We start from the raw sequence: 19,147 nt of genomic DNA on the forward strand, positions 1-19,147 counted from the left end.
CCGCAGTGAATTACCTACACATCCACCGCGAGGACTTTTGCTGGCCACCAACGAGGACTTTCACATGGCCATGGACACCCGTTCGCAGAAGCGACCGGCTGCTACCAGTCCCAGTCGAAGAGGGTGGTGCCGACGATCAGAAGTGCGATAGCGGTGCCTGCCACGCTCATCGCAACAAAGAATCGGGCCCCGTGCCGCGTCCGCTGATAGCGGGCGCGGAATTCTGCGTCGTCCGCCAGGGGGCCGCGCCGAAGTATCTCGACTGCTCTGATCGTCAGGAATCGGTCTGAGCGAGTCAATGCATCCCAATCGGCCGTCCTCTCGGTCTTCAGCCAGTCGACAAACCGGTGATCTTCGCCCTCCCGCCGCACATCCAGATAGAAGGCGTAGATAGTCGATGCCGCCACGACGCTCACAAGGAACATGACCTGGAAACTGGTGTTCACGGCTGCGTCCGCCTAGGTCCTCGAGGTGGGATGAGCCCGACACGCACCAAGACCGGCGGCGGCGGCCACGATCAAGAACAGGATGCCGAGGCTCATGATCCCCGGTAGCCCGACGACGGAAATATCCCGGCGGTCACGGTCAGAATCGGAGCCGGTCTTGCGGGGGAATCGCCGCCGCATACGCGAAACCCGCCCCGGTTGCCAGCGCCAGCACGAACGGGTTGGCGGGCAGCCAAACGTCTCCGTGGCTCATCAGTATGCCGACGTAGAGCATCGCCATCCCGGCGCCAAGCGTCGCAGCCGCCACCGCCAACGCGACGGGCGTCTGACTCCGTTGGGCTTCTCCGGTCACCGTCGGTCCAGTCTGAGCTCGTCGGGCAGCGGGAACCACCGGAGATGCTCGAAGTCGGCGGTCACATCCGGCATGCCGATCGGACTCGGAAGATCGTGCTGGGCTTCGTCGAGAATCATCCGTGCTTGGGCGAGATACGCTGCCAGGTCGGGTTCGGTGGTCTCATGGCGGCGATGCGGCCACACCATCACTCCCGCTTCGTACGACACGTCGGCCATGCTCATTGGAGCTTCCTTGATCGGGCAGCGGTGCCGCCACAGACCCGAAGTTGGCTCGAAACGGTAGAGCGGCAGCAGCTTCCACCCTTGCTCGGCAACGAGATTCACCGCGTCGAGGATGTACTGGAAGACGGATTCTGAGATGAAATAGTTGAAGTTGACCCGGATCCATCCGGGTTTGATACCTTCGCAACCCCGATCGATCTCCCGTTCGAACTCGTGCGATTTCTCGATATCGATGCCCAGTAGACGATGCCCATATGGCCCGGCGCAGGAGCAGCCCCCCCGCCCCTGGATTCCGAACAGGTCGTTGAGGATCGCCACTACAAAGTTGTGGTGCAGATACCGGTCGTCGTGCCGGACGACGAATGAGACGATTGACAGGCGGTCGGCGTCGTGGTTGCCGAGTACCTCGAGGTTCGGGTTGTCCTCCCACGAACGGATGGCGCGGCGGATGAACTGCTCCTCCCGCGTGCGGATCTCCTCGACGCCTACCGTGTCCTTCAACTGGAAGACGAGGCCAGCGCGGATCGACTCGATGATGGCGGGTGTCCCACCTTCTTCTCGGAGTTCCGGATCTTCGAGATAGCGGTGACTGTCCGGGTTGACGTAGGCGACGGTTCCTCCGCCCGGCACGTCCGGAACGCGATTGGTGAACAACTCCCGGCGGGCGATCAGCACTCCCGGCGTTCCGGGCCCGCCGATCATCTTGTGGGGCGACAGGAAGATTGCGTCCTTGTAGGCGAGGTTTCCGTTCTCCGCTGAGCCCATTTCGATGCCGACATACGGTGCGGCGGCGGCGAAATCCCAGAAGCTCAGCGCGCCGTGTTCGTGCAGGATGGTGGAGACCGTGTCCCAGTCAGTGAGGATTCCCGTCACATTGGAGGCGGCGGAGAACGAGCCGATCTTGAGCGGCCGGTGGCGATATCGGTCCAGTTCGGTCCGAAGATGATGGAGGTCGACATGGCCGTCGGCGTCCTCATCGATCGTCACTACGTCTGCAATGGATTCGCGCCACGGGAGCTCATTGGAGTGATGCTCGTAGGGCCCGATGAAGACAACGGGTCGCGCCTCGGCCGGAATGTGCTCGAGAAGATGGTGGGTTTCCTCGAGTTTGGAGGGGATCATCAGGCCCAGCACGCCTACCAACTTGTCGATGGCGCCCGTCGAGCCGCTGCCCGTGAAGATGACGGCATGCTCGCTCCCGGCCGCCGTACATCGGCGGATCATCGCTCTCGCTTCCTCGCGGAAGCGAGTAGTTTGCAGGCCGGTGCCTGAAGATTCGGTATGTGTGTTTGCGTAGAGCGGAAGTACCGCCTCGCGAATGAAATCCTCGATGAAGGACAGCGCCCGACCGGAGGCGGTGTAATCGGCGTAGATCACGGGGCGCGGGCCGAATGGTCCTTCGACGACATCATCTTTTCCGATCACCGAGTTCCGGATCGATGTGATCAGTTGATCGTTACCCATCACACGGGATAGTAGGCCAATGTGCCGTGGCCGGTGTTGGTGCCCGCTCACGTGACGGGCCAATCGAGACTGGCTACCCTCAGTCCATCATGACGACGGATACTCATTGGCGGCTCACCATCTGAACGGCCCGCCCGCGAGTGCTAAACGCGACACGCCGGACGCCTCGAGGCTCCGGCGTTTTCTTCAGGAGTGACAGTGACCAAGCAAACGGTTTTCTCGGGGATTCAACCGACCGGTGATGTGCACATCGGGAACTACCTGGGAGCCCTCAGGAACTGGGTGGCACTCCAGGGGGAATACGACACGATCTACTGCGTCGTCGACCTGCACGCCACGACCGTGCCTTACGACCCAGAGGAACTCCACGACAGCCGGATACTCACCGCCAAATTGCTGATGGCCGTGGGTGTGGATCCTTCCCGGTCGCTTCTCTACTTCCAGAGCCAGGTACCGCAGCACGCCGAGCTTTCGTGGATCCTCGGGTCGATGACGCCGCTCGGGGCCCTCAACCGGATGACCCAATACAAGGAGAAAGCGGAGAAGGTGGGTCAGATGCTCGGTCTCTACTCCTACCCGGTTCTGATGGCCGCGGACATCCTCGTCCACAAGGCGCATGCGGTCCCGGTTGGAGACGATCAAACCCAGCACCTCGAGCTGACCAGGGATCTTGCCGACCGCTTCAACAACCGCTTTGGAGAGACCTTCCCGGTTCCCGAACAGATCACTCCGGAGAAGGGAGCGCGCATCATGTCGCTGCAGGACCCAACGGCCAAGATGTCGAAGTCCGACGGTGATCCTCGGGGCTCAGTGCTCCTGTTGGATTCGGCAGATACGATCGTGAAGAAGTTCAAGACGGCCGTAACCGATTCTGAGCGAGAAGTGCGCTACGACCGCGAGAAAAAGGCGGGCATCTCGAATCTGCTCGACATCCTCTCCATCTACACGGGGCGATCGGTCGATGATCTCGTCGATGAATACGTCGATGCCGGGTACGGGCTGTTCAAGGAAGCCGTCGCGGAGGTGGTAGTCGATGGCCTGGCCCCGATTCGCAATGCCTTCAACTCGCTCGACGACCAGGACGTGAGCCGCATCATGGCGCGCGGCGCCCTCGACGCCAGGACGCGCGCCGAGCAGGAGATGGCAGACGTCCGCCGCCGGGTGGGCCTGGGTGCCTGAGGGGCCGAGGCCCCTCGACCGTACAACGTAGAACTTAGAACCTAGAACGCAGAGCACGTGACATACCGCGTCGCGGACTCGATATGAGCTTGACCTCTGAAACGGTGAAAGTCACTCCAACGTTGAGAAGTAGTCCGCCCCGGCGATGAAGATCACCAACCACATGTTGAATCCGGCATGAGTGAAGATGGCCGGACCGAGCCGGTCGTGCTTCAGTGTCAGCCAGGCAAGGGGCACTGCGACCAGGATCAACTGTGGGACCAGGATCCCGAACTGGAGCAACCACTGCGGGTCGGTGAGATCGACCGACAAGATGTGGAGGCCGGCGAACACGAGGGACGAGACGAGAATTGCCGCCCTGGTCGAGACTCGCCGGGTCAACGAGCGGAGCAGGACACCCCTGTAGGTGAGTTCTTCGACGACCGGTGCCGCCACCGCGGCGGTGAGCGAGAGAACGATCATGGCGATGAGGGGCAACTCGGAGTCCGCCGCCACATCGATGATCGTCTGGCCCGAATCGTCCAAACCCGCCAGTTCGTACAGCGGGAAGAACAGCAGTGCCAGGGCGAACTGGAGGGCGAGTCCGGCCAGCGTATAGAAGATGTCACCGGGCTGGATATCGAACCGGAGCCCTTCGGCGAACGTCGTATTGCGACGGCGGACAATCCAGGCCAGCACTGCTAGTTGCCCGAGGTATTGAGCCGGCACCAATACCACAACCGACATGACGATATCGTCGGCTCCGACGTCGCCTACCGCAGCCAGCACGCCCGTGACGATCAAAGCGGTGATGAAACCGGCCAGCGCTACGAGGACAACGTCACCAAAGGTGAAGCGGGGCAGCTCGGTCTCGGTGGTACTCGGCTCGGTCACGCCGGGAGGGTAGCAATGAGCGACCCGCCCATAGCCCTGAGACCCGCGCATAGCCCTGAGACCCGCGACTTGCGACTTGCGACTTGCGACCCGCGACTCGCGACTTGCGACTTGCGAACCGCGACTTGCGACTCGCGACTTGCGACTCGCGACCCGCGACTCCTGGTACCGTGACCGGACCATCCGGGTGGAGGTTCTGGTGGAGATCGATATTGGTATTGGCAAGACGGGGCGCCGGGCCTACGGGTTCGACGACATCGCAATTGTTCCGAGCCGTCGCACCAGGGACCCGGACGACGTCGACATCAGCTGGCAGATCGACGCCTTCCAATTCGAGCTGCCGATGCTGGGCTCTGCGATGGATTCCGCCATCAGTCCGGCCACCGCTGTCGAGATCGGCAGGTTGGGTGGACTGGGCGTCTTGAACCTCGAGGGGCTCTGGACTCGCTACGAGGATCCCGAAGCCCACTTCGCGGAAATCGCCGAGTTGACGCCGGAAAAGGCTACGAGGCGTATGCAGGAGATCTACCTCGAACCGATCAAACCGGAACTGGTCGGTCGCCGGATCCAGGAGATGAAGTCGGCGGGAATCGTCACCGCCGCCAGCCTCACCCCCCAGCGGGTAGGCGAACTGTATCGCCAGGCGCTCGAGGCGGGCCTCGACATCATGGTCATCCAGGGAACGGTTGTTTCGGCCGAACATGTATCGACGCAAACCGAGCCCCTCGATCTCAAGCGGTTCATCGCCGACCTCGACGCCCCCGTGATCGTGGGTGGATGCGCCTCCTATTCAACCGCCTTGCACTTGATGCGGACCGGAGCGGTAGGCGTGCTGGTCGGCGTTGGTCCGGGCGCCGCCTGCACGACCCGGGGTGTGCTGGGTGTCGGTGTACCCCAGGCCACCGCCATCGCCGATGCGGCCGGGGCGCGCATCCGCTATCTCGATGAAACCGGCCGATACGTCCAGGTCATCGCGGACGGCGGCATGCGGACGGGTGGTGACGTTTCTAAGGCGATCGCCTGCGGCGCAGATGCCGTCATGATCGGATCGCCTCTGGCAGCTGCCGCCGAGGCGCCGGGCCGAGGCTCCCATTGGGGGATGGCGACCTTTCATCCGACGTTGCCGCGGGGCGCTCGTGTCCAGGTCGGCAATCTCGGCACGCTCCAGGAGATCCTCACCGGTCCCGCTCATGAGAACGACGGGCGTCGCAACCTCTTCGGCGCGTTGCGCGTGTCGATGGCAACTACCGGCTATGCCAACGTGAAGGAGTTTCAGAAGGCCGAAGTCATGGTGGCTCCATCGCTTCAGTTCGAAGGAAAGGCCCTACAGCGTTCGCAACGAGTCGGGATGGGTTGATGGCCGGCGAGTCGGCGGTGTTGGCAGGTCAGGCCTCAACGGGCGACTTCGACCGGGTCCTGGTCGTCGACCTGGGGGCTCAGTATGCCCAGCTGATCGCCAGACGGGTTAGAGAGGCTCACGTCCTTTCGGAAATCGTCCCCCGCGACATCACGGTCGAGGAGATCAAAGCCAGAAACCCGGCCGGCATCATCCTCTCGGGCGGACCGGCCTCGGTCTATGCCGACGACGCCTATGAGATCGATACTGCGATCTTCGGAGCCGGGATTCCTGTGCTCGGGATTTGCTACGGCCATCAGTTGCTGGCTCATTCACTCGGCGGCACGGTTGAGCAGACCGGAACAGCTGAATACGGGAAGACCGAGCTCGAGGTATCCGGTGACTCGGCGCTCTTCTCCAATTTGCCTGTGCGACAGGATGTTTGGATGAGCCACGGAGACGCAGTCGTGGCCGCTCCAGAGGGTTTCGCCGTCACGGCCTCGACGGCCGGATCGCCTGTGGCGGCGATGGAGGACCGGCAGCGGGGCCTGTACGGCGTACAGTTCCATCCGGAGGTCGTCCACACGCCCAGGGGAACGGAACTCCTCCAACGGTTCCTGTATGAGGCATGCGGGGCGCGACCAACGTGGACCCGCCACTCCATCATCGAGCAATCGGTCGATGCCATCCGCGCCCAGGTCGGGGGTGAGAACGTGATCTGCGGGCTCTCCGGTGGCGTAGATTCCTCGGTGGCGGCGGCGCTGGTTCAAAAAGCGGTGGGGAGCCAGCTGACCTGCATCTTCGTCGATCACGGCCTGTTGCGGGCAGGCGAGGCTGAGCAGGTTGAGGCAACCTTCCGCGACGCTTTTCACGTCAACCTCATACACGTCAAGGCCGAGGATCGCTTCCTCGAGGCGCTCGCTGGTGTCACGGACCCCGAGGCGAAACGCATGATCATCGGCGAGACCTTCATCCGGGTGTTCGAGGACGTTGCGGACGATCTCACCGACACGCGCTTTCTCGTTCAGGGAACGCTCTACCCGGACATCATCGAGTCCGGCACCAAGGACGCCGCCAAGATCAAGAGCCATCACAACGTCGGCGGCCTGCCCGATGACATGCAGTTCGAACTCGTCGAACCATTGCGCGACCTCTTCAAGGATGAGGTGCGGGCGGTCGGCGAAGAACTCGGCTTACCCCCGGAGATCGTCTGGCGTCAGCCGTTTCCAGGTCCGGGTCTTGCGATTCGCATCATCGGTGACGTCACCCGTGAGCGCCTCGATATTCTGCGGGCGGCCGATTCGATTGTCCTCGAAGAGGTTCGGAAAGCGGGCCTCTACAACGAGTTGTGGCAGTCCTTTGGAGTGCTCCCGGCAATCAAGACGGTCGGGGTTCAGGGGGACGGCCGTACTTACGCTCATCCACTCATCATCAGGGCGGTCACGAGTGACGATGCCATGACGGCAGATTGGGCCAGGTTGCCGTACGAGGTGCTCGAAGCGATGTCCTCCCGGATCATCAACGAGGTCCCGGAGATCAACCGGGTGGCCTACGACATCTCATCGAAGCCCCCTGCGACAATCGAGTGGGAGTGAAGAGGTTGTAGGTTTTGGGTTCTAGGTTCTGCGGTCGAAGCGGGCAGATCTGTGCTTGAGCGGTCGCCCATAGAACGCAAAACTCATAACCTAGAACCTCAGGTTGTCAGACGCACGATCCCGCTCAATATGCCTCAAGGGGGTCATTTATGCGGCCGATACGGTTGAGAATACGGATTCAGAGGTAGCGCGTGGACTGGAGCGACAACGAAGAACTCCAAGCCATCTTCCGCGAGGAGGTGGCCGACCGAGCTCGAAATCTCATCGAAGGCGGGAAATCCCTCGGCGGGGGAACGCTCGACTTAGACGCGCTCCAGGCTCTGTCACGCGACGGCCACACCATCAAAGGCAACGCATTGGTCATGGGGTTTCCGACCATCGCCGACGCCGGCAAGCTCCTCGAGTTCACATGGAAAGAACTCCGCGATGGGCAGCGAGAGCCAGACGGGGAACTCGGCGAGTTGCTATCCAGGGTTGCTTCCCACCTGTTGCCGACCGTTGACATCGAAGGCCGCGACGAGCCGCGCGAGCTACTGGCGGCCCTGACTGCACTTCGAGCTCATCTCGGCAATGGCGGCGGTGACGCTCCGTCCGGTGGCCCGAAGCCGGGCAACAGCCGGCCCGGCACCTCACCGGGGCTCGCCGGAGAACCCTCAGAACCTCCGCCGCCCCGAGGAGGGCCGGCGTCGTTCCAGCCGCGGCCGGACATCGAGGTACGGGCACGACACGATGTCGAGGAAGCCGAAGGGCGCGCCTCTGTTGATCTCGGCGGATTGCTGTCGACAATCGAGGGGCGGATCATCGGCGAAGCCACCCGGGTCGATTCTGCGAAGTTGTACCAATTGATCAACCGCTCTGTCGAGGTGAAACTCGATATGGAGGCCCTCGCCCGAGGTTTGCAGGGTCTTCGTCTGGCTGTGGCGGCCGGGCCCGGCGAGATCGCAGCCCTGGCGTCCACCTGGGAGAACTCGGTGGCCAGGGTCGAGCAGTCGCTCGATGAGCTCCAGTCGCAGGCCTTGGACCTGGCGACGGTGCCCCTTCGAGAGGTCACGGATACCTTCCCGCAACTCGCCAACTACCTCGGTAGGCGAACCGGCAAGGAGTTGCGGTTTGAATTGGTGGGCGACGATGTCGAGGTTGATCGCCAGATCGTCGACGCTCTTCGAGAACCGCTCCGGCATTTGCTGGTCAACGCCATCGATCATGGAATCGAGATGCCGCGCGAGCGGGCCGCAGCCGGGAAGACGACGATCGCCACGGTGTCGATTCGGGCGAGCGTCAAAGACCACAGACTCGTGGTCACAGTCGAGGATGACGGACGGGGCGTTGACTGGGCTCGAGTCCGTGAAGTCGCTGAAGAGGAGTCCGAGGCCAACGCCGCGCTCTCGGACGCCGAAGTGGGTCGCCTGTTGTTTGCTGCCGGATTCTCAACGCTCGCCGAGCGGTCCGATCTGAGTGGGGATGGCGTCGGACTGGCTTCCACCTCGGATATGGCGGCGGAGATGAATGGTGGCCTGCGTCTCGATACAACTCCCGGCGGAGGAACGATCGTGACGCTAACCCTGCCGGCTTCTCTGGCATTGCAGGACGTACTACTTGTTCGATCCGACGGCCATCAGTGGGGAATCCCGCAGGTAGCGCTTCTCGCCACGTTCCCGATCTCCGTCGCAGAGATCCACCCGGGAGAGGACCGGATGGAACTCTGGTACGAAGGGCGTGCCCTGCCTCTGTCATCCTTTGCCTCCGCCGTCGGACTGCCGGAAACGGAGGAATTCAGCGACATCGTGGTGCTTGGGACCCGGCTCGGCCCGGTGGCGTTGACGGTTCCGCAGGTCGATGGAAGGCGCCAGGTAGCCGTGAAGGGTCTCGGCCCCGTCCTGGCCGGTTCGCCACATCTGGCCGGGGCGGCGTTGCTGGGCGGGGGCTCCGTCGTTGTGGTGGTCGACCCGGACCAGCTCAGCGAGCGTGTGCGCTCGGTCCCGCGTCCGGTCAAACACCGTCCGCGCGTGTTGGTCGTTGACGACTCGCGTGGTGTCCGCCAACTGATCGGTGCGGCACTGTCCGGGCAAGGTTTTGATGTCGTAGTTGCCTCGAATGCAGACGAAGCAGGGCGGGAACTCGCAGGATCAGATTTCGATGCCCTGGTCGTCGACTATCAGATGCCGGGCTCCGACGGCATCGAGTTGATTGAACGCGTGCGGGTTGGCTCTCAATCGATGCCGGTGATCATGGTGTCGGCGGTCGCCACGCCCGACGACCAGGATCGAGCCTGGAAAGCCGGCGTAGACGCCTATCTCGACAAATTCGACCTCCGGAAGGGCGCCCTCGTGGATACGCTGCGCAGCCTGCTGCAAATGCGGGGCGTCCCGTTCGAGGAACGATCCGCATGAAGATACTGATCGCCGACGACAGCCCGGTCATCCGTCATGCAGTTTCGGCCCTGCTGGCCAACAACGGCATCGAGACCGTGACGGCCGAAGACGGAATCGAAGCGATCCAGAAGTTCTACGCCGAACTGCCGGACCTGGTACTCATGGACATCCAGATGCCGCGGATGACCGGATACGTTGCCTGCCGCCTGCTCAAGGAGGACTGGACCGTGGCAAATATCCCGGTCTTGATCCTCACGGCGCACGACTCGGCCGAGGATCGATACTGGAGCGCCAAGTCCGGTGCCGACGGGTACCTGACGAAGGAGACGCTGGGAGAGGATCTACTCAGCGCCATCCGTTCTGCCTACGCCAGCCGGGCGCTTTCGCAGTTGTCTGGGGAGCAACGCACGCCACTCAAGCTCGATGAGATGGACGTGCTCAGCCGCGTGACCCAGCTACTCGACCGCAAGCTGTTCGAGACAACGATCGTCAACGACATCGTGACGATGGCCACCCGTGCCACGGATCTGGACTCCACCCTCGAGCAGACGATGTTCGTCATTCGTCGCTTCGTAACCTACGACCTGGCCGGCATCGCCGTCGTCGGCGACAGACTGCTGAAGCTACGGGCGGATTCTCCCGTCACTCGATCGAGCATTTTGCATTTCCGGCGATTGACCTCCGGTCACGTAGAGCAACTGGCGGCCATTCCCCTCAGCCCCGAGGAGTTGACGATCTCGTTCAGCGATACCGAGATGGTCACCGACGGCGAGGATGATGGAGGGCAGTGGCCGTCCTTCGCGGCCCTGGCGCTCCGCTCCCACGGTGAGACGGTGGGGGTCCTGGCGCTGGCTGCGAAGACCCCTGCCCGGTTCCCGCCCGAGGTTCTCAAGACGCTGCGTATGGTCGAACATCCCATCGCGGCGGTGCTGGACTCAGCCCGCAATCATCAACGCGTTCTTCAACAGGAGGCGCAGGCCAGCTTGTCGTCGCTGTATGAGACGAGATCTGACCGCCGGGCGCTATCCTGATCGGGTGACTAGTCCTATTGTGAGTGGGGCGAACTGCCCTCAACCTACTGGATGACTCTGCCGAATCTACCGGAAGACGCTGGATTCGCCACGCCTGGAGGATGGTGAGCGATGTTCGTGTGGTCGGTCATCCTGGGGGTGGTGGCGGTTATTGTGACTGCCATAGCGGCCTACGCCGTCTATTCAGCCAGACGTCGGGAGAAGGCGGCTCAGCTGGCCGCGGAACGGTCCGAACTGATCAAGAACGAGTTTGTGGCGATGGTTAGCCACGAGTTGCGGACACCGCTCACTTCCATTGCCGGGTTTGCATCGATGCTCCTGGAGTCGTGGGAGAACCTCCCCCCTTCGGAGGTGGCCGAGTTCCTGGGGATCATCAATTCACAGTCTGAACACCTCTCCGAATTGATAGAAGACGTACTCGTGATTCCCCGCATTGAAACGGGCCGTTTGTCGCTCGAGCTCGAGGACGTCGACCTCTCGGATCTGGCCCACCGGGTCAACGATTTCACCTTCCAGCCCGGTATGGGCAAGGAGGCCTCGGTGGCCATCCCCGGCGGAGTGCTGGTCCGCGCCGATGTGCGTCGGATGCAGCAGGTGCTGAGGAATCTGCTCGAAAACGCCAAGAAGTTCGGCGGCGATCAGATCCTCGTCGAGGGGGCGTTTCTCGGAGATCAGTACATGGTGGTGGTCTCAGACAACGGTTCCGGGGTCCCCGACGAGGAAGTGAGCCGGATCTTCGAGCAGTTCCAGCAAATCGCCGACGGAGATACGAGGATCGGAACGGGCACCGGCCTGGGCCTGCCCATCGCCAGAGAGCTGGCGAGGGCGATGGGAGGCGACGTCTGGTACGAAAGCCGGTTTCCCATGGGCAGCCGCTTCTGCCTCACGATCCCGGTCGCCCCTGCTCCCGCCCCCTCTGCGGGGGGGGTCCCGAGCGAAACAGAGGTGTACGACAACAGGATTTGAGGCTTACGCCGGCGTCCTGGTGGCTCGGGTTCTTACAGCCCTGTAGTTCGATGTCCCCGGTTTGAGGTACCATCGCCGGACCGATGGATTCAGCACGTCCGATCACCGACTCAGCACTGTTCGACGGCCTCAATCCTGCACAGCGCGAGGGTGTGGCGGCTACCGACGGCCCCGTCCTCGTGGTGGCGGGGGCCGGATCGGGCAAGACCAGGGTGCTCACTTATCGAATCGCCCACCTGATCCGTGACCTCGGCGTGTCTCCGCACGCGATCCTGGCTATCACGTTCACCAACAAAGCTGCCGACGAAATGAAACAACGGGTAGCCAGCCTCGTCGGGGGCGTTGCCGGGTCGATGTGGGTGTCGACGTTTCACAGTGCCTGCGTGCGCATTCTGCGACGTGAAGCCCACCGCCTGGGCTACAAGTCCGCCTTCTCGATCTACGACGCCGCCGATTCGCTGCGCTTGATCACGATGTGTGTGTCGGATCTCGACCTCGATCCGAAGCGGTTTCCGCCCAGGAGTATTCGGGCGGCGATCTCGAACGCCAAGAACGAGATGATCGACTTCGAGACCTACCGCAGCCAGGATTCGGGCTTCTACCACGAGCAAGTGGCAGACGTCTACCGCCTCTATCAGCAACGCCTCCTCGAGGCATCGGCGATGGACTTCGACGATCTCCTGATGATCACCGTCGAGTTACTCGGGGCATTTCCCGACGTGCTCGAGCAGTACCAGCGCCGGTTCCAGTATGTCCTGGTCGACGAGTACCAGGACACCAACCACGCCCAGTACATGCTGGTCAAGCTGCTGACGGATTCGCATCACAACCTCTGTGTGGTGGGTGATCAGGACCAGTGTCTTCCTCCCGGTACTTCAATCAAGACCACCTCCGGCCACAAGCCGATTGAGGAGGTCAATGTGGGTGACGAGGTAGTTGGGGTGGCCGGCGACGGCAATCTACACCCCGGCCGCGTATCGCACGTTCAGCCCGGGACCTACTCGGGGCCCGTTTACCGCATCGACGCCGGGGACTCAACGCTGGTTGGAACACCTCATCACCTGGTACCGGCCCGACTGGACCTGCCGCAGGACTCCCATGTCGTCTATCTCATGTATCGAGGCGATCGCGGCTTCCGGCTCGGTCTCACGAAAGCTTTCCGGTCGAACTCTCGAGGCCTGGCAGACCTAGGAGTGACCGTCCGCAGCAATCAGGAGCACGCGGACAAGGTGTGGATTCTGAAGGTCTGCCCGTCAAGGGCCGAGGCCGCATACTGGGAATCGCGATTGTCTGCTGAGTACGGAATCTTGACCGCCCGTTTCCACGGCGTTGGTCGGAATCTCGATATGGATGAACCATGGTTGAAGCGTCTCTATGACGAGGTGGACACCGTCAGCGCCGCCAAGTTCCTCATGGAAGACTTCAACTTGCACGCCGAGTTTCCTCACTACCGGCCGCAGAACGGGCAGAGGCGCCAGAGTGTCAATTTGACGATGTTTTCAGATCGGCGAACGGGCGTTGGGTACCACCGCGTCCAGTGGTCATCGAACCGGTCCGATATCGCCGATCGTTTGCGTGAGGCGGGGTTCAATGTGAGGCCGGGCAAGTTCCCCGGTACATTTCGCGTCGAGACTTCGCGCAAGAGCTATTCAAAGGCGCTCGAACTGGCGAAGGGGATGACGCTGGCTGCTGATCTCGAGATTCAAAGGCGAGCCTCAATAGGAGGGGACATGTACTCCTATACGCCGCTGGCTCACCTTCGAGCGGGGATGAGGGTTCTCGTTGAGGCCGATGGGCGTTTCGTCGAGCGAGCCGTGGAGCAAGTCGAGGTTGAGGAGTACTCCGGCCCGGTCTATGACCTGCAGGTTGACCCGGTTCATCATTACGTGGCGAACGGAGTTCTGGTTCACAACTCGATCTACAAGTTCCGAGGCGCCGATATCCGCAATATTCTCGAATTTGAGAAGGACTATCCGGATGCCCGGATAGTGGTGCTCGACCGCAACTACCGGTCGACCGAGATAATCCTCGAAGCCGCCAACGCGGTGATCGACAACAACCTGCACCGCAAGCCGAAACGGTTGTGGACCGACCTGGGCCGGGGAGAGCTGATCACCCGCTACGAGGCCCAGGACGAACACGACGAGGCCGCCTTCGTCGCCGATCAGATCGAACTGCTCGACGATCAGGGTTATCACCGCCGCGACATCGCCATCTTCTACCGCACGAACGCGCAGAGCCGGGTCCTCGAGGAGGTGTTCGTGCGGTACGGCATCCCCTACAACGTCGTCGGGGGAGTGAAGTTCTACGAGCGGCGTGAGGTTCGCGATGCGCTTGCCTACTTGCGGCTACTGGCCAACCGCACCGACGAGGTGGCGGCCAAGCGCGTGATCAACGTCCCGAAGCGGGGTATCGGACAATCGACGATTGCCCACATCGATCGGTTTACCCAGGATGGACGGATCCCGTTCTACGACGGACTCCTTCGAATAGACGACATCGGGATGGTGGCGGCGCGTTCCGCGATCCGCGTGAAGGAGTTTGTCGGTCTAATTGATCGCCTCGAGGAGGCGGCGGCCGACGGTCCCCGGGCGGCAATCGACGCGGTGCTGGCGGAAACCGGCTACGTGGCCGAACTGGAAGCGGAGCGGTCGGTCGAGGCGCTCGGCCGGGTGGAGAATCTCCGGGAGCTTGCATCGGTGGCCGAGGAGTTCGAGGAGTCGATGGACGGCTCGATCATCGACGACGGACCGTGGGCGACGCTGGGTGGAATGCGGAAGCTCGAGTTGTTCCTCGAACAGGTGAGCCTGGTGACGGACATCGACGAACTCGACGACCAGGCCGAAGCGGTGACGCTGATGACGCTGCATACGGCCAAGGGCCTCGAGTATCCGGTCATCTTCATCGTCGGCATGGAAGACGGGGTGTTTCCTCATTCACGTTCGCTCGGTGATCCCGAAGAACTCGAAGAGGAGCGGCGTCTTTGCTACGTCGGCGTGACGAGAGCGGAGGAGAAGCTCTACGTGACGCACGCCTGGCAGCGGATGTTGTTCGGCAGTTCTAGTTTCAACGCCCCGAGCAGATTCTTGGGAGAGATCCCAGAAGATCTGGTGACCATGGCGCCGAAGCGAACCCGTCGGAGCCAGGAGATCGCTTCGCCTTCACCGGGCGCAACCGTTTCCGCCGACGAGATCGGCGTCGGCGATCGGGTGCTGCACGGCAAGTGGGGCGCCGGCGTGGTGGAGGAGATCACCGGCACCGGCGACCGGGCAGAAGCCTGGGTGGTCTTCGACGAGAGCGGCCGCAAACGGTTGCTGCTGGCATGGGCGCCTCTTTCCAAGGCATAGCCTTGGAAAGAGGTTCGAGAAGGTCGGCCCCCCCGAAGGGGGGAAGGGACCCGTTGCGCAGCAGCGGGTAGGGGGGCAACCAGCAAGATCCGTCAAACCGCCCCCCTCCCCTCGAGGACTCGGGACTCCCCCCACTTCGTGGTGGGAGAATGGGATTGGGTTGTTGGGGTGGGTGAAGTCACTTTCCGCGTTTCTCCCCTGCGGAGCGGGGGAGATGCTGAGTCTTCGAATCGGAGGGGGCGGACAGGTCGACTGGATTCGGATCTATCCGCATCTACCGATCTCACCCGTCGATCCCAGGTTGTGGAGGCGACATACGGTCTGTCGGCATCGGACGTCAACGTCAGATCTCCAGCACTCACGCCAGTCCAACGATTGAGCCCCCGATTCTCAAGACAACCGTACGCGGTGAAACCGCCCAGAGATGGGGCGGGTCTCCCTTGAACCCGCCCCTTGACCTGCGCCGCTCTGCGTTGCGGGTTCGAGACCGGTGTAGGCGAGAGCATGAAGTGGAGAGCCTGCGGGCTCGACGAGTTGCCCGGTCGGAGAAAGGCAGGGGCACGCGGAGAAGGGGCGGGCTCCCCCTGGAACCCGCCCCTCGTGTCTGGCGCCGCCTAGTGGGTCAGCGGATGTCTCCAGCGGCGGTGGCCGGCTCGTTGGCGGTGCCGTTTGATGAGCCGGTGGAGCCTCGCTTCCAACCGTGGACCGAATCGGGTCAGTTTGAGTGGACTCCCTCTATCGCGGCGAAGATTCTCAGCCGCTTGCAGTCGGACCTCTTGTATTGCTCTTGCTCCCCGGTAATCGGGCAACATACGGACCCCCCTTCATCTTTCCCTTCTCTACTCCTATGTCGCAGTGTGCAGGATGCGCCTAACAAGCCGCTCACTAAACAAACGCTCGAGGCCGTCATGTTTATGACAGGCTTCCATGGGTTCTCCCGAGGTGTTCCCGGGCGCCGGAGCCTGGAAGGGCGCCTAAATCTCCGGCCTTCCGGGTGTCGTTCGTTGTTTCGTCATCTCGGCCCGATCTCTTCTTCCCCCTTAACACGTCTGAGCGATGTCCGACGGAGTACCTGATTCCGAGGATTCGTTAGAAGCCTTTCCGCGCGCCGGGAGAACTTTCGCAAAACGGGATTGGGAGTGGGCGGGTTCCCCCAAACCCGCCCACTCTTGTCGCGCTGCTCTGTCTAGGGCGTGGTCGCCTGCGGTGGTGACAGCGTGATTTCGACCGTGGTGCCCTTCTTGGCGCGGAAGTCCACTCGCAGGTGGAGTGGCTTGCCATTCGAGTCGTCTCGCATATCGAAATCACCATCTTGCGGATAGCACCAATGACCGGCATCCCAGGTCCAGTAGGTCTGGTTTGAGTACCAGGAGAACGGGTCGGTCATCTCGCTGTAAGCCAGGTCGAAGGACGCTGTGTAGGAAGGACCCGTGTGGCCCTCCCAGTCCTGCTCGAGCACGCAGATGTCTCCGGGCGAATCATCAAGGACGAACACAATCACCCTGGAGATCGGGCCTTCGACAGGTTCCCTCGAGATCGGGTCGACAGCTTTGACGGTGACGGTGCCAACCCCTGTATCGCTCTCCGCCGGTGTCCAGAGGCATTCGAATCTGATGGTGCCCGTGCCACTGAGAGAGATCTCACCGTCCGCGGTGATCGCGCATTCCCGCACTGCGGCCGGTTCTTGAGGCGGTTTCCCCTTCCCTGCGGCTGGTGCCGCCAGGGCGACGAGCACCGCTAGGGCAGTGACCAGGATCAGACTCTTCCTCATGACGCTCCTTTCGCTCCCCTAACCAGATACCGCACAGCGGTTTGGCGCTGCTTGGGCCCGGGGCGGATAGGAGATCTAGTCCTACCCCCGTCGGGAGCCTCCTCAAGTCTCCACCTCTTGCCGATAGCTGCTTCATGCCTTCCCCCTCCCTAGTCGGTCCACTCGCCGATCCAGACGGCCGGCGCCCCGAATCCGACCCGGCCCACGGCGACGATGCGACCTTCCACCAGAGCAACGTCGCGGATGGCCCCAGATTCATCCTCGAGATACCTCATACCGAAGACGTCCTGGTTCTTCTCTTTCGTCCACGTCTGTCCGCCGTCGCTAGAGGTGCTCACGAAGCCCTGGTTCTTCTCGCCGACGGCCACGGCCAGGTCGCCGTCGACGGCAATCCCGGATAGGTACGAGCCGATGTTGGTATCGACCTGATAGATCTTCTCCGCCTCGACGCTGACGTCGACGGCTCGCCATACTCCAAGTTGTCCCACCGCTAGGTAGGCATAGCCCACGTTGGCGACGTCGAGCAACGGTGCCGGGCGCCACCAGCCGTCGCCTTGCTCGACCGGCATGTCGACCCACTCGATTCCGTCGATCGAGCGATACATCCCCTCCCGCCCACTGGGGTCGAGTCCTGCTGCCACGAACTGAGTACCGTCGAAGATGATCGAGAAGAGCGTGCCGCCCGGCGACGGTGATCGCTCCCAGGTGAGCCCGTCCGCGGAGCGCCACACGGCGTCACCGACCGCCACGAACTGGTCGGGCGAGGCGGCCACCGCCCACATCCGTAGTACGACGTCGTCGCCGCCGAACACGGCCCCGTCATGAGGTACTCGTGTCCAAATCGCACCGTCGCCAGAGGACCAGACCACGGCGACCGGAGAGGCATCCAACCAGGCCGAGCTGTTCCAGCGGTCGAGCCCTGCGAAGTACATGTCCCCCGCCGCTCCTGTGCCTTCGAATCCCACCGCCACCGTTCTCTCACCTAGCGAGGCGAATCCAACGACCTCTGCGAAAGTTCCGTCTGACGAGTCGCCAGACTCCTCACCTGCCGGAGTGATCGTCGCCCGTTCCCAGGCGGACCCGTCGTCGGACCTCCAGATCGCCGCGTCCCGTCCGTCGAAACCGCCGGCTAAGAAACCATCCTCAGCGGCAGCGATGGTGTCGAGCGCTGCCTCGGCGGATGTAGCGGCCAGTTCCATGCGGGTCCATGTGATCGATGGAACCGGCTCGGCCGGCACGGCGGCGGCCGTGGTCGGGGTCGGCGGTGTGGTGTTCTCCGGCGGGGAAGTGACTGAGGTGACCGGAACCGTCGTCGGTGCAACTTCCTCGACGAATGGTGCTTCGTCGTCCCCGAGGGGGGCCAGCAGTGCTGTTAGACCGATAACGAGCGCCAGCGCGGCAGCCGCGCCCAGTGAAATGGCGAGGTTTCGTTGAGTCGGTGACGCCTGGCGCCGCCGGGTGACCCGTTCGTCCAGGTCGGGACCTACGATCGCATCCCGATAGCTGTGGAGGCTTTCGGCAGCGTCGCTCAGCATCTGATCGATGGTCATTCCGTCACCTCATCATTGACTCGAAGGTACGTGGCCAGCGTCTGCTTGCCTCGCTGAAGATGGGTCTTGGCCGTGAATGGTGAACACTGCAGGATCTCCCCGATATCTGACAGGCTGTGACCCTCGAGGTAGGTGAGGGCGATGACCTGCGCCTGGCGTTTCGGTAGGCGGCGTACGGCGGCCCAGATCTCCGCCGCTTCGGCTGCCACCTCTGGTGGTGTGTCGCCGGTCGGCCGGCGCCACAGGCGGGGGAGTGCTCTGCGTTCGACCTGCGTCCGGCGGTACCGCGACACCGCTTTGTTGGCAACGACCCGGCGGATCCAGGCTCCGGGTGCCGGGTATGTTCCGACTTCCGCCCAGTTCTGGCGGGCGGCAATGAAAGAGTCCTGGGCGAGATCCTCACCAATCCACCGGTCACCGGTGAGGGCATAGGCGAGTTCCGCAATCCTCGGGTATTCCCGAGCGTAGAAGGCAGCGAACGATGTTTCGCTCTGGTATTCGCCCCTCGGCGGAGAATGGGTTTCTGCCACTGCCTTCCCCAATCCGGCTCTCACCCATTAATACGCTTTGAGAGACCGAGTTGGAGTACAAGGCCGCGGTCCTTTTCCCGTTCTTGCGTGGAGTGCTCTCGCAGACCGGGA

At 62.6% G+C, this 19,147-nt stretch carries 14 protein-coding genes; 7 read left to right on the forward strand and 7 right to left on the reverse strand.

Annotation, left to right across the window (positions count from 1 at the left end):
* Window positions 1–101: 101 nt before the first annotated feature.
* From P1T08_12210 to P1T08_12220, 3 genes are all read right to left on the reverse strand, one after another.
* Window positions 102–446, reverse strand: a complete 345-nt coding sequence (locus P1T08_12210; protein MDF1596832.1) for a hypothetical protein — start codon at window positions 444–446, stop codon at window positions 102–104.
* A gap of 139 nt (window positions 447–585) precedes the next feature.
* Entirely contained in the window at window positions 586–798 is a 213-nt protein-coding gene (locus P1T08_12215; GenBank protein ID MDF1596833.1) for a hypothetical protein, read from the reverse strand.
* Window positions 795–2,486: an aminotransferase class V-fold PLP-dependent enzyme gene (locus P1T08_12220; GenBank protein ID MDF1596834.1), complete on the reverse strand. Its 1,692-nt coding sequence runs from the start codon at window positions 2,484–2,486 to the stop codon at window positions 795–797. Before P1T08_12220 ends, P1T08_12215 begins: the two co-directional genes overlap by 4 nt.
* Window positions 2,487–2,684: 198 nt before the next feature.
* Between P1T08_12220 and trpS the strand changes: the two genes are divergently transcribed.
* Entirely contained in the window at window positions 2,685–3,665 is a 981-nt protein-coding gene (trpS, locus tag P1T08_12225) for a tryptophan--tRNA ligase (GenBank protein MDF1596835.1), read from the forward strand.
* A gap of 111 nt (window positions 3,666–3,776) precedes the next feature.
* On the opposite strand, the gene P1T08_12230 is transcribed toward trpS, so the two are convergent.
* Window positions 3,777–4,538, reverse strand: coding sequence for a CPBP family intramembrane metalloprotease (locus tag P1T08_12230; GenBank protein ID MDF1596836.1), 762 nt, complete (start codon window positions 4,536–4,538; stop codon window positions 3,777–3,779).
* A 196-nt stretch (window positions 4,539–4,734) separates the two neighbouring features.
* Between P1T08_12230 and P1T08_12235 the strand changes: the two genes are divergently transcribed.
* The 6 genes from P1T08_12235 (at window position 4,735) to P1T08_12260 (ending at window position 15,185) form a co-directional block, all read left to right on the forward strand.
* The gene (locus P1T08_12235) at window positions 4,735–5,895 is read left to right on the forward strand and encodes a GuaB3 family IMP dehydrogenase-related protein (protein MDF1596837.1); all 1,161 of its coding nucleotides are present in this window, start codon (window positions 4,735–4,737) and stop codon (window positions 5,893–5,895) included.
* The gene (gene guaA, locus P1T08_12240) at window positions 5,895–7,469 is read left to right on the forward strand and encodes a glutamine-hydrolyzing GMP synthase (protein MDF1596838.1); all 1,575 of its coding nucleotides are present in this window, start codon (window positions 5,895–5,897) and stop codon (window positions 7,467–7,469) included. Before P1T08_12235 ends, guaA begins: the two co-directional genes overlap by 1 nt.
* 191 nt (window positions 7,470–7,660) lie before the next feature.
* Window positions 7,661–9,859, forward strand: coding sequence for a response regulator (locus tag P1T08_12245; GenBank protein ID MDF1596839.1), 2,199 nt, complete (start codon window positions 7,661–7,663; stop codon window positions 9,857–9,859).
* Window positions 9,856–10,872 (forward strand): response regulator, encoded by a 1,017-nt coding sequence (locus P1T08_12250; GenBank protein ID MDF1596840.1) that lies wholly within the window; start codon window positions 9,856–9,858, stop codon window positions 10,870–10,872. The genes P1T08_12245 and P1T08_12250 overlap by 4 nt, the downstream gene beginning before the upstream one ends.
* Window positions 10,873–10,983: 111 nt before the next feature.
* The gene (locus P1T08_12255; protein ID MDF1596841.1) at window positions 10,984–11,838 is read left to right on the forward strand and encodes a HAMP domain-containing sensor histidine kinase; all 855 of its coding nucleotides are present in this window, start codon (window positions 10,984–10,986) and stop codon (window positions 11,836–11,838) included.
* Between the two features lie 83 nt (window positions 11,839–11,921).
* Window positions 11,922–15,185: a UvrD-helicase domain-containing protein gene (locus P1T08_12260; protein ID MDF1596842.1), complete on the forward strand. Its 3,264-nt coding sequence runs from the start codon at window positions 11,922–11,924 to the stop codon at window positions 15,183–15,185.
* A gap of 1,186 nt (window positions 15,186–16,371) precedes the next feature.
* On the opposite strand, the gene P1T08_12265 is transcribed toward P1T08_12260, so the two are convergent.
* The 3 genes from P1T08_12265 to P1T08_12275 form a co-directional block, all read right to left on the reverse strand.
* On the reverse strand, window positions 16,372–16,956 hold the full coding sequence (locus tag P1T08_12265; GenBank protein ID MDF1596843.1) for a hypothetical protein: 585 nt from the start codon (window positions 16,954–16,956) through the stop codon (window positions 16,372–16,374).
* A 149-nt stretch (window positions 16,957–17,105) separates the two neighbouring features.
* Complete coding sequence (locus tag P1T08_12270; protein MDF1596844.1) at window positions 17,106–18,506, reverse strand: hypothetical protein; 1,401 nt, start codon at window positions 18,504–18,506, stop codon at window positions 17,106–17,108.
* Window positions 18,503–19,060, reverse strand: coding sequence for a sigma-70 family RNA polymerase sigma factor (locus P1T08_12275; GenBank protein ID MDF1596845.1), 558 nt, complete (start codon window positions 19,058–19,060; stop codon window positions 18,503–18,505). The genes P1T08_12270 and P1T08_12275 overlap by 4 nt, the downstream gene beginning before the upstream one ends.
* Between the last annotated feature and the right edge of the window lie 87 nt (window positions 19,061–19,147).

Source organism: Acidimicrobiia bacterium, assembly GCA_029210695.1.
Taxonomy (GTDB): Bacteria; Actinomycetota; Acidimicrobiia; order Spongiisociales; family JAHEDJ01; genus JAHEDJ01.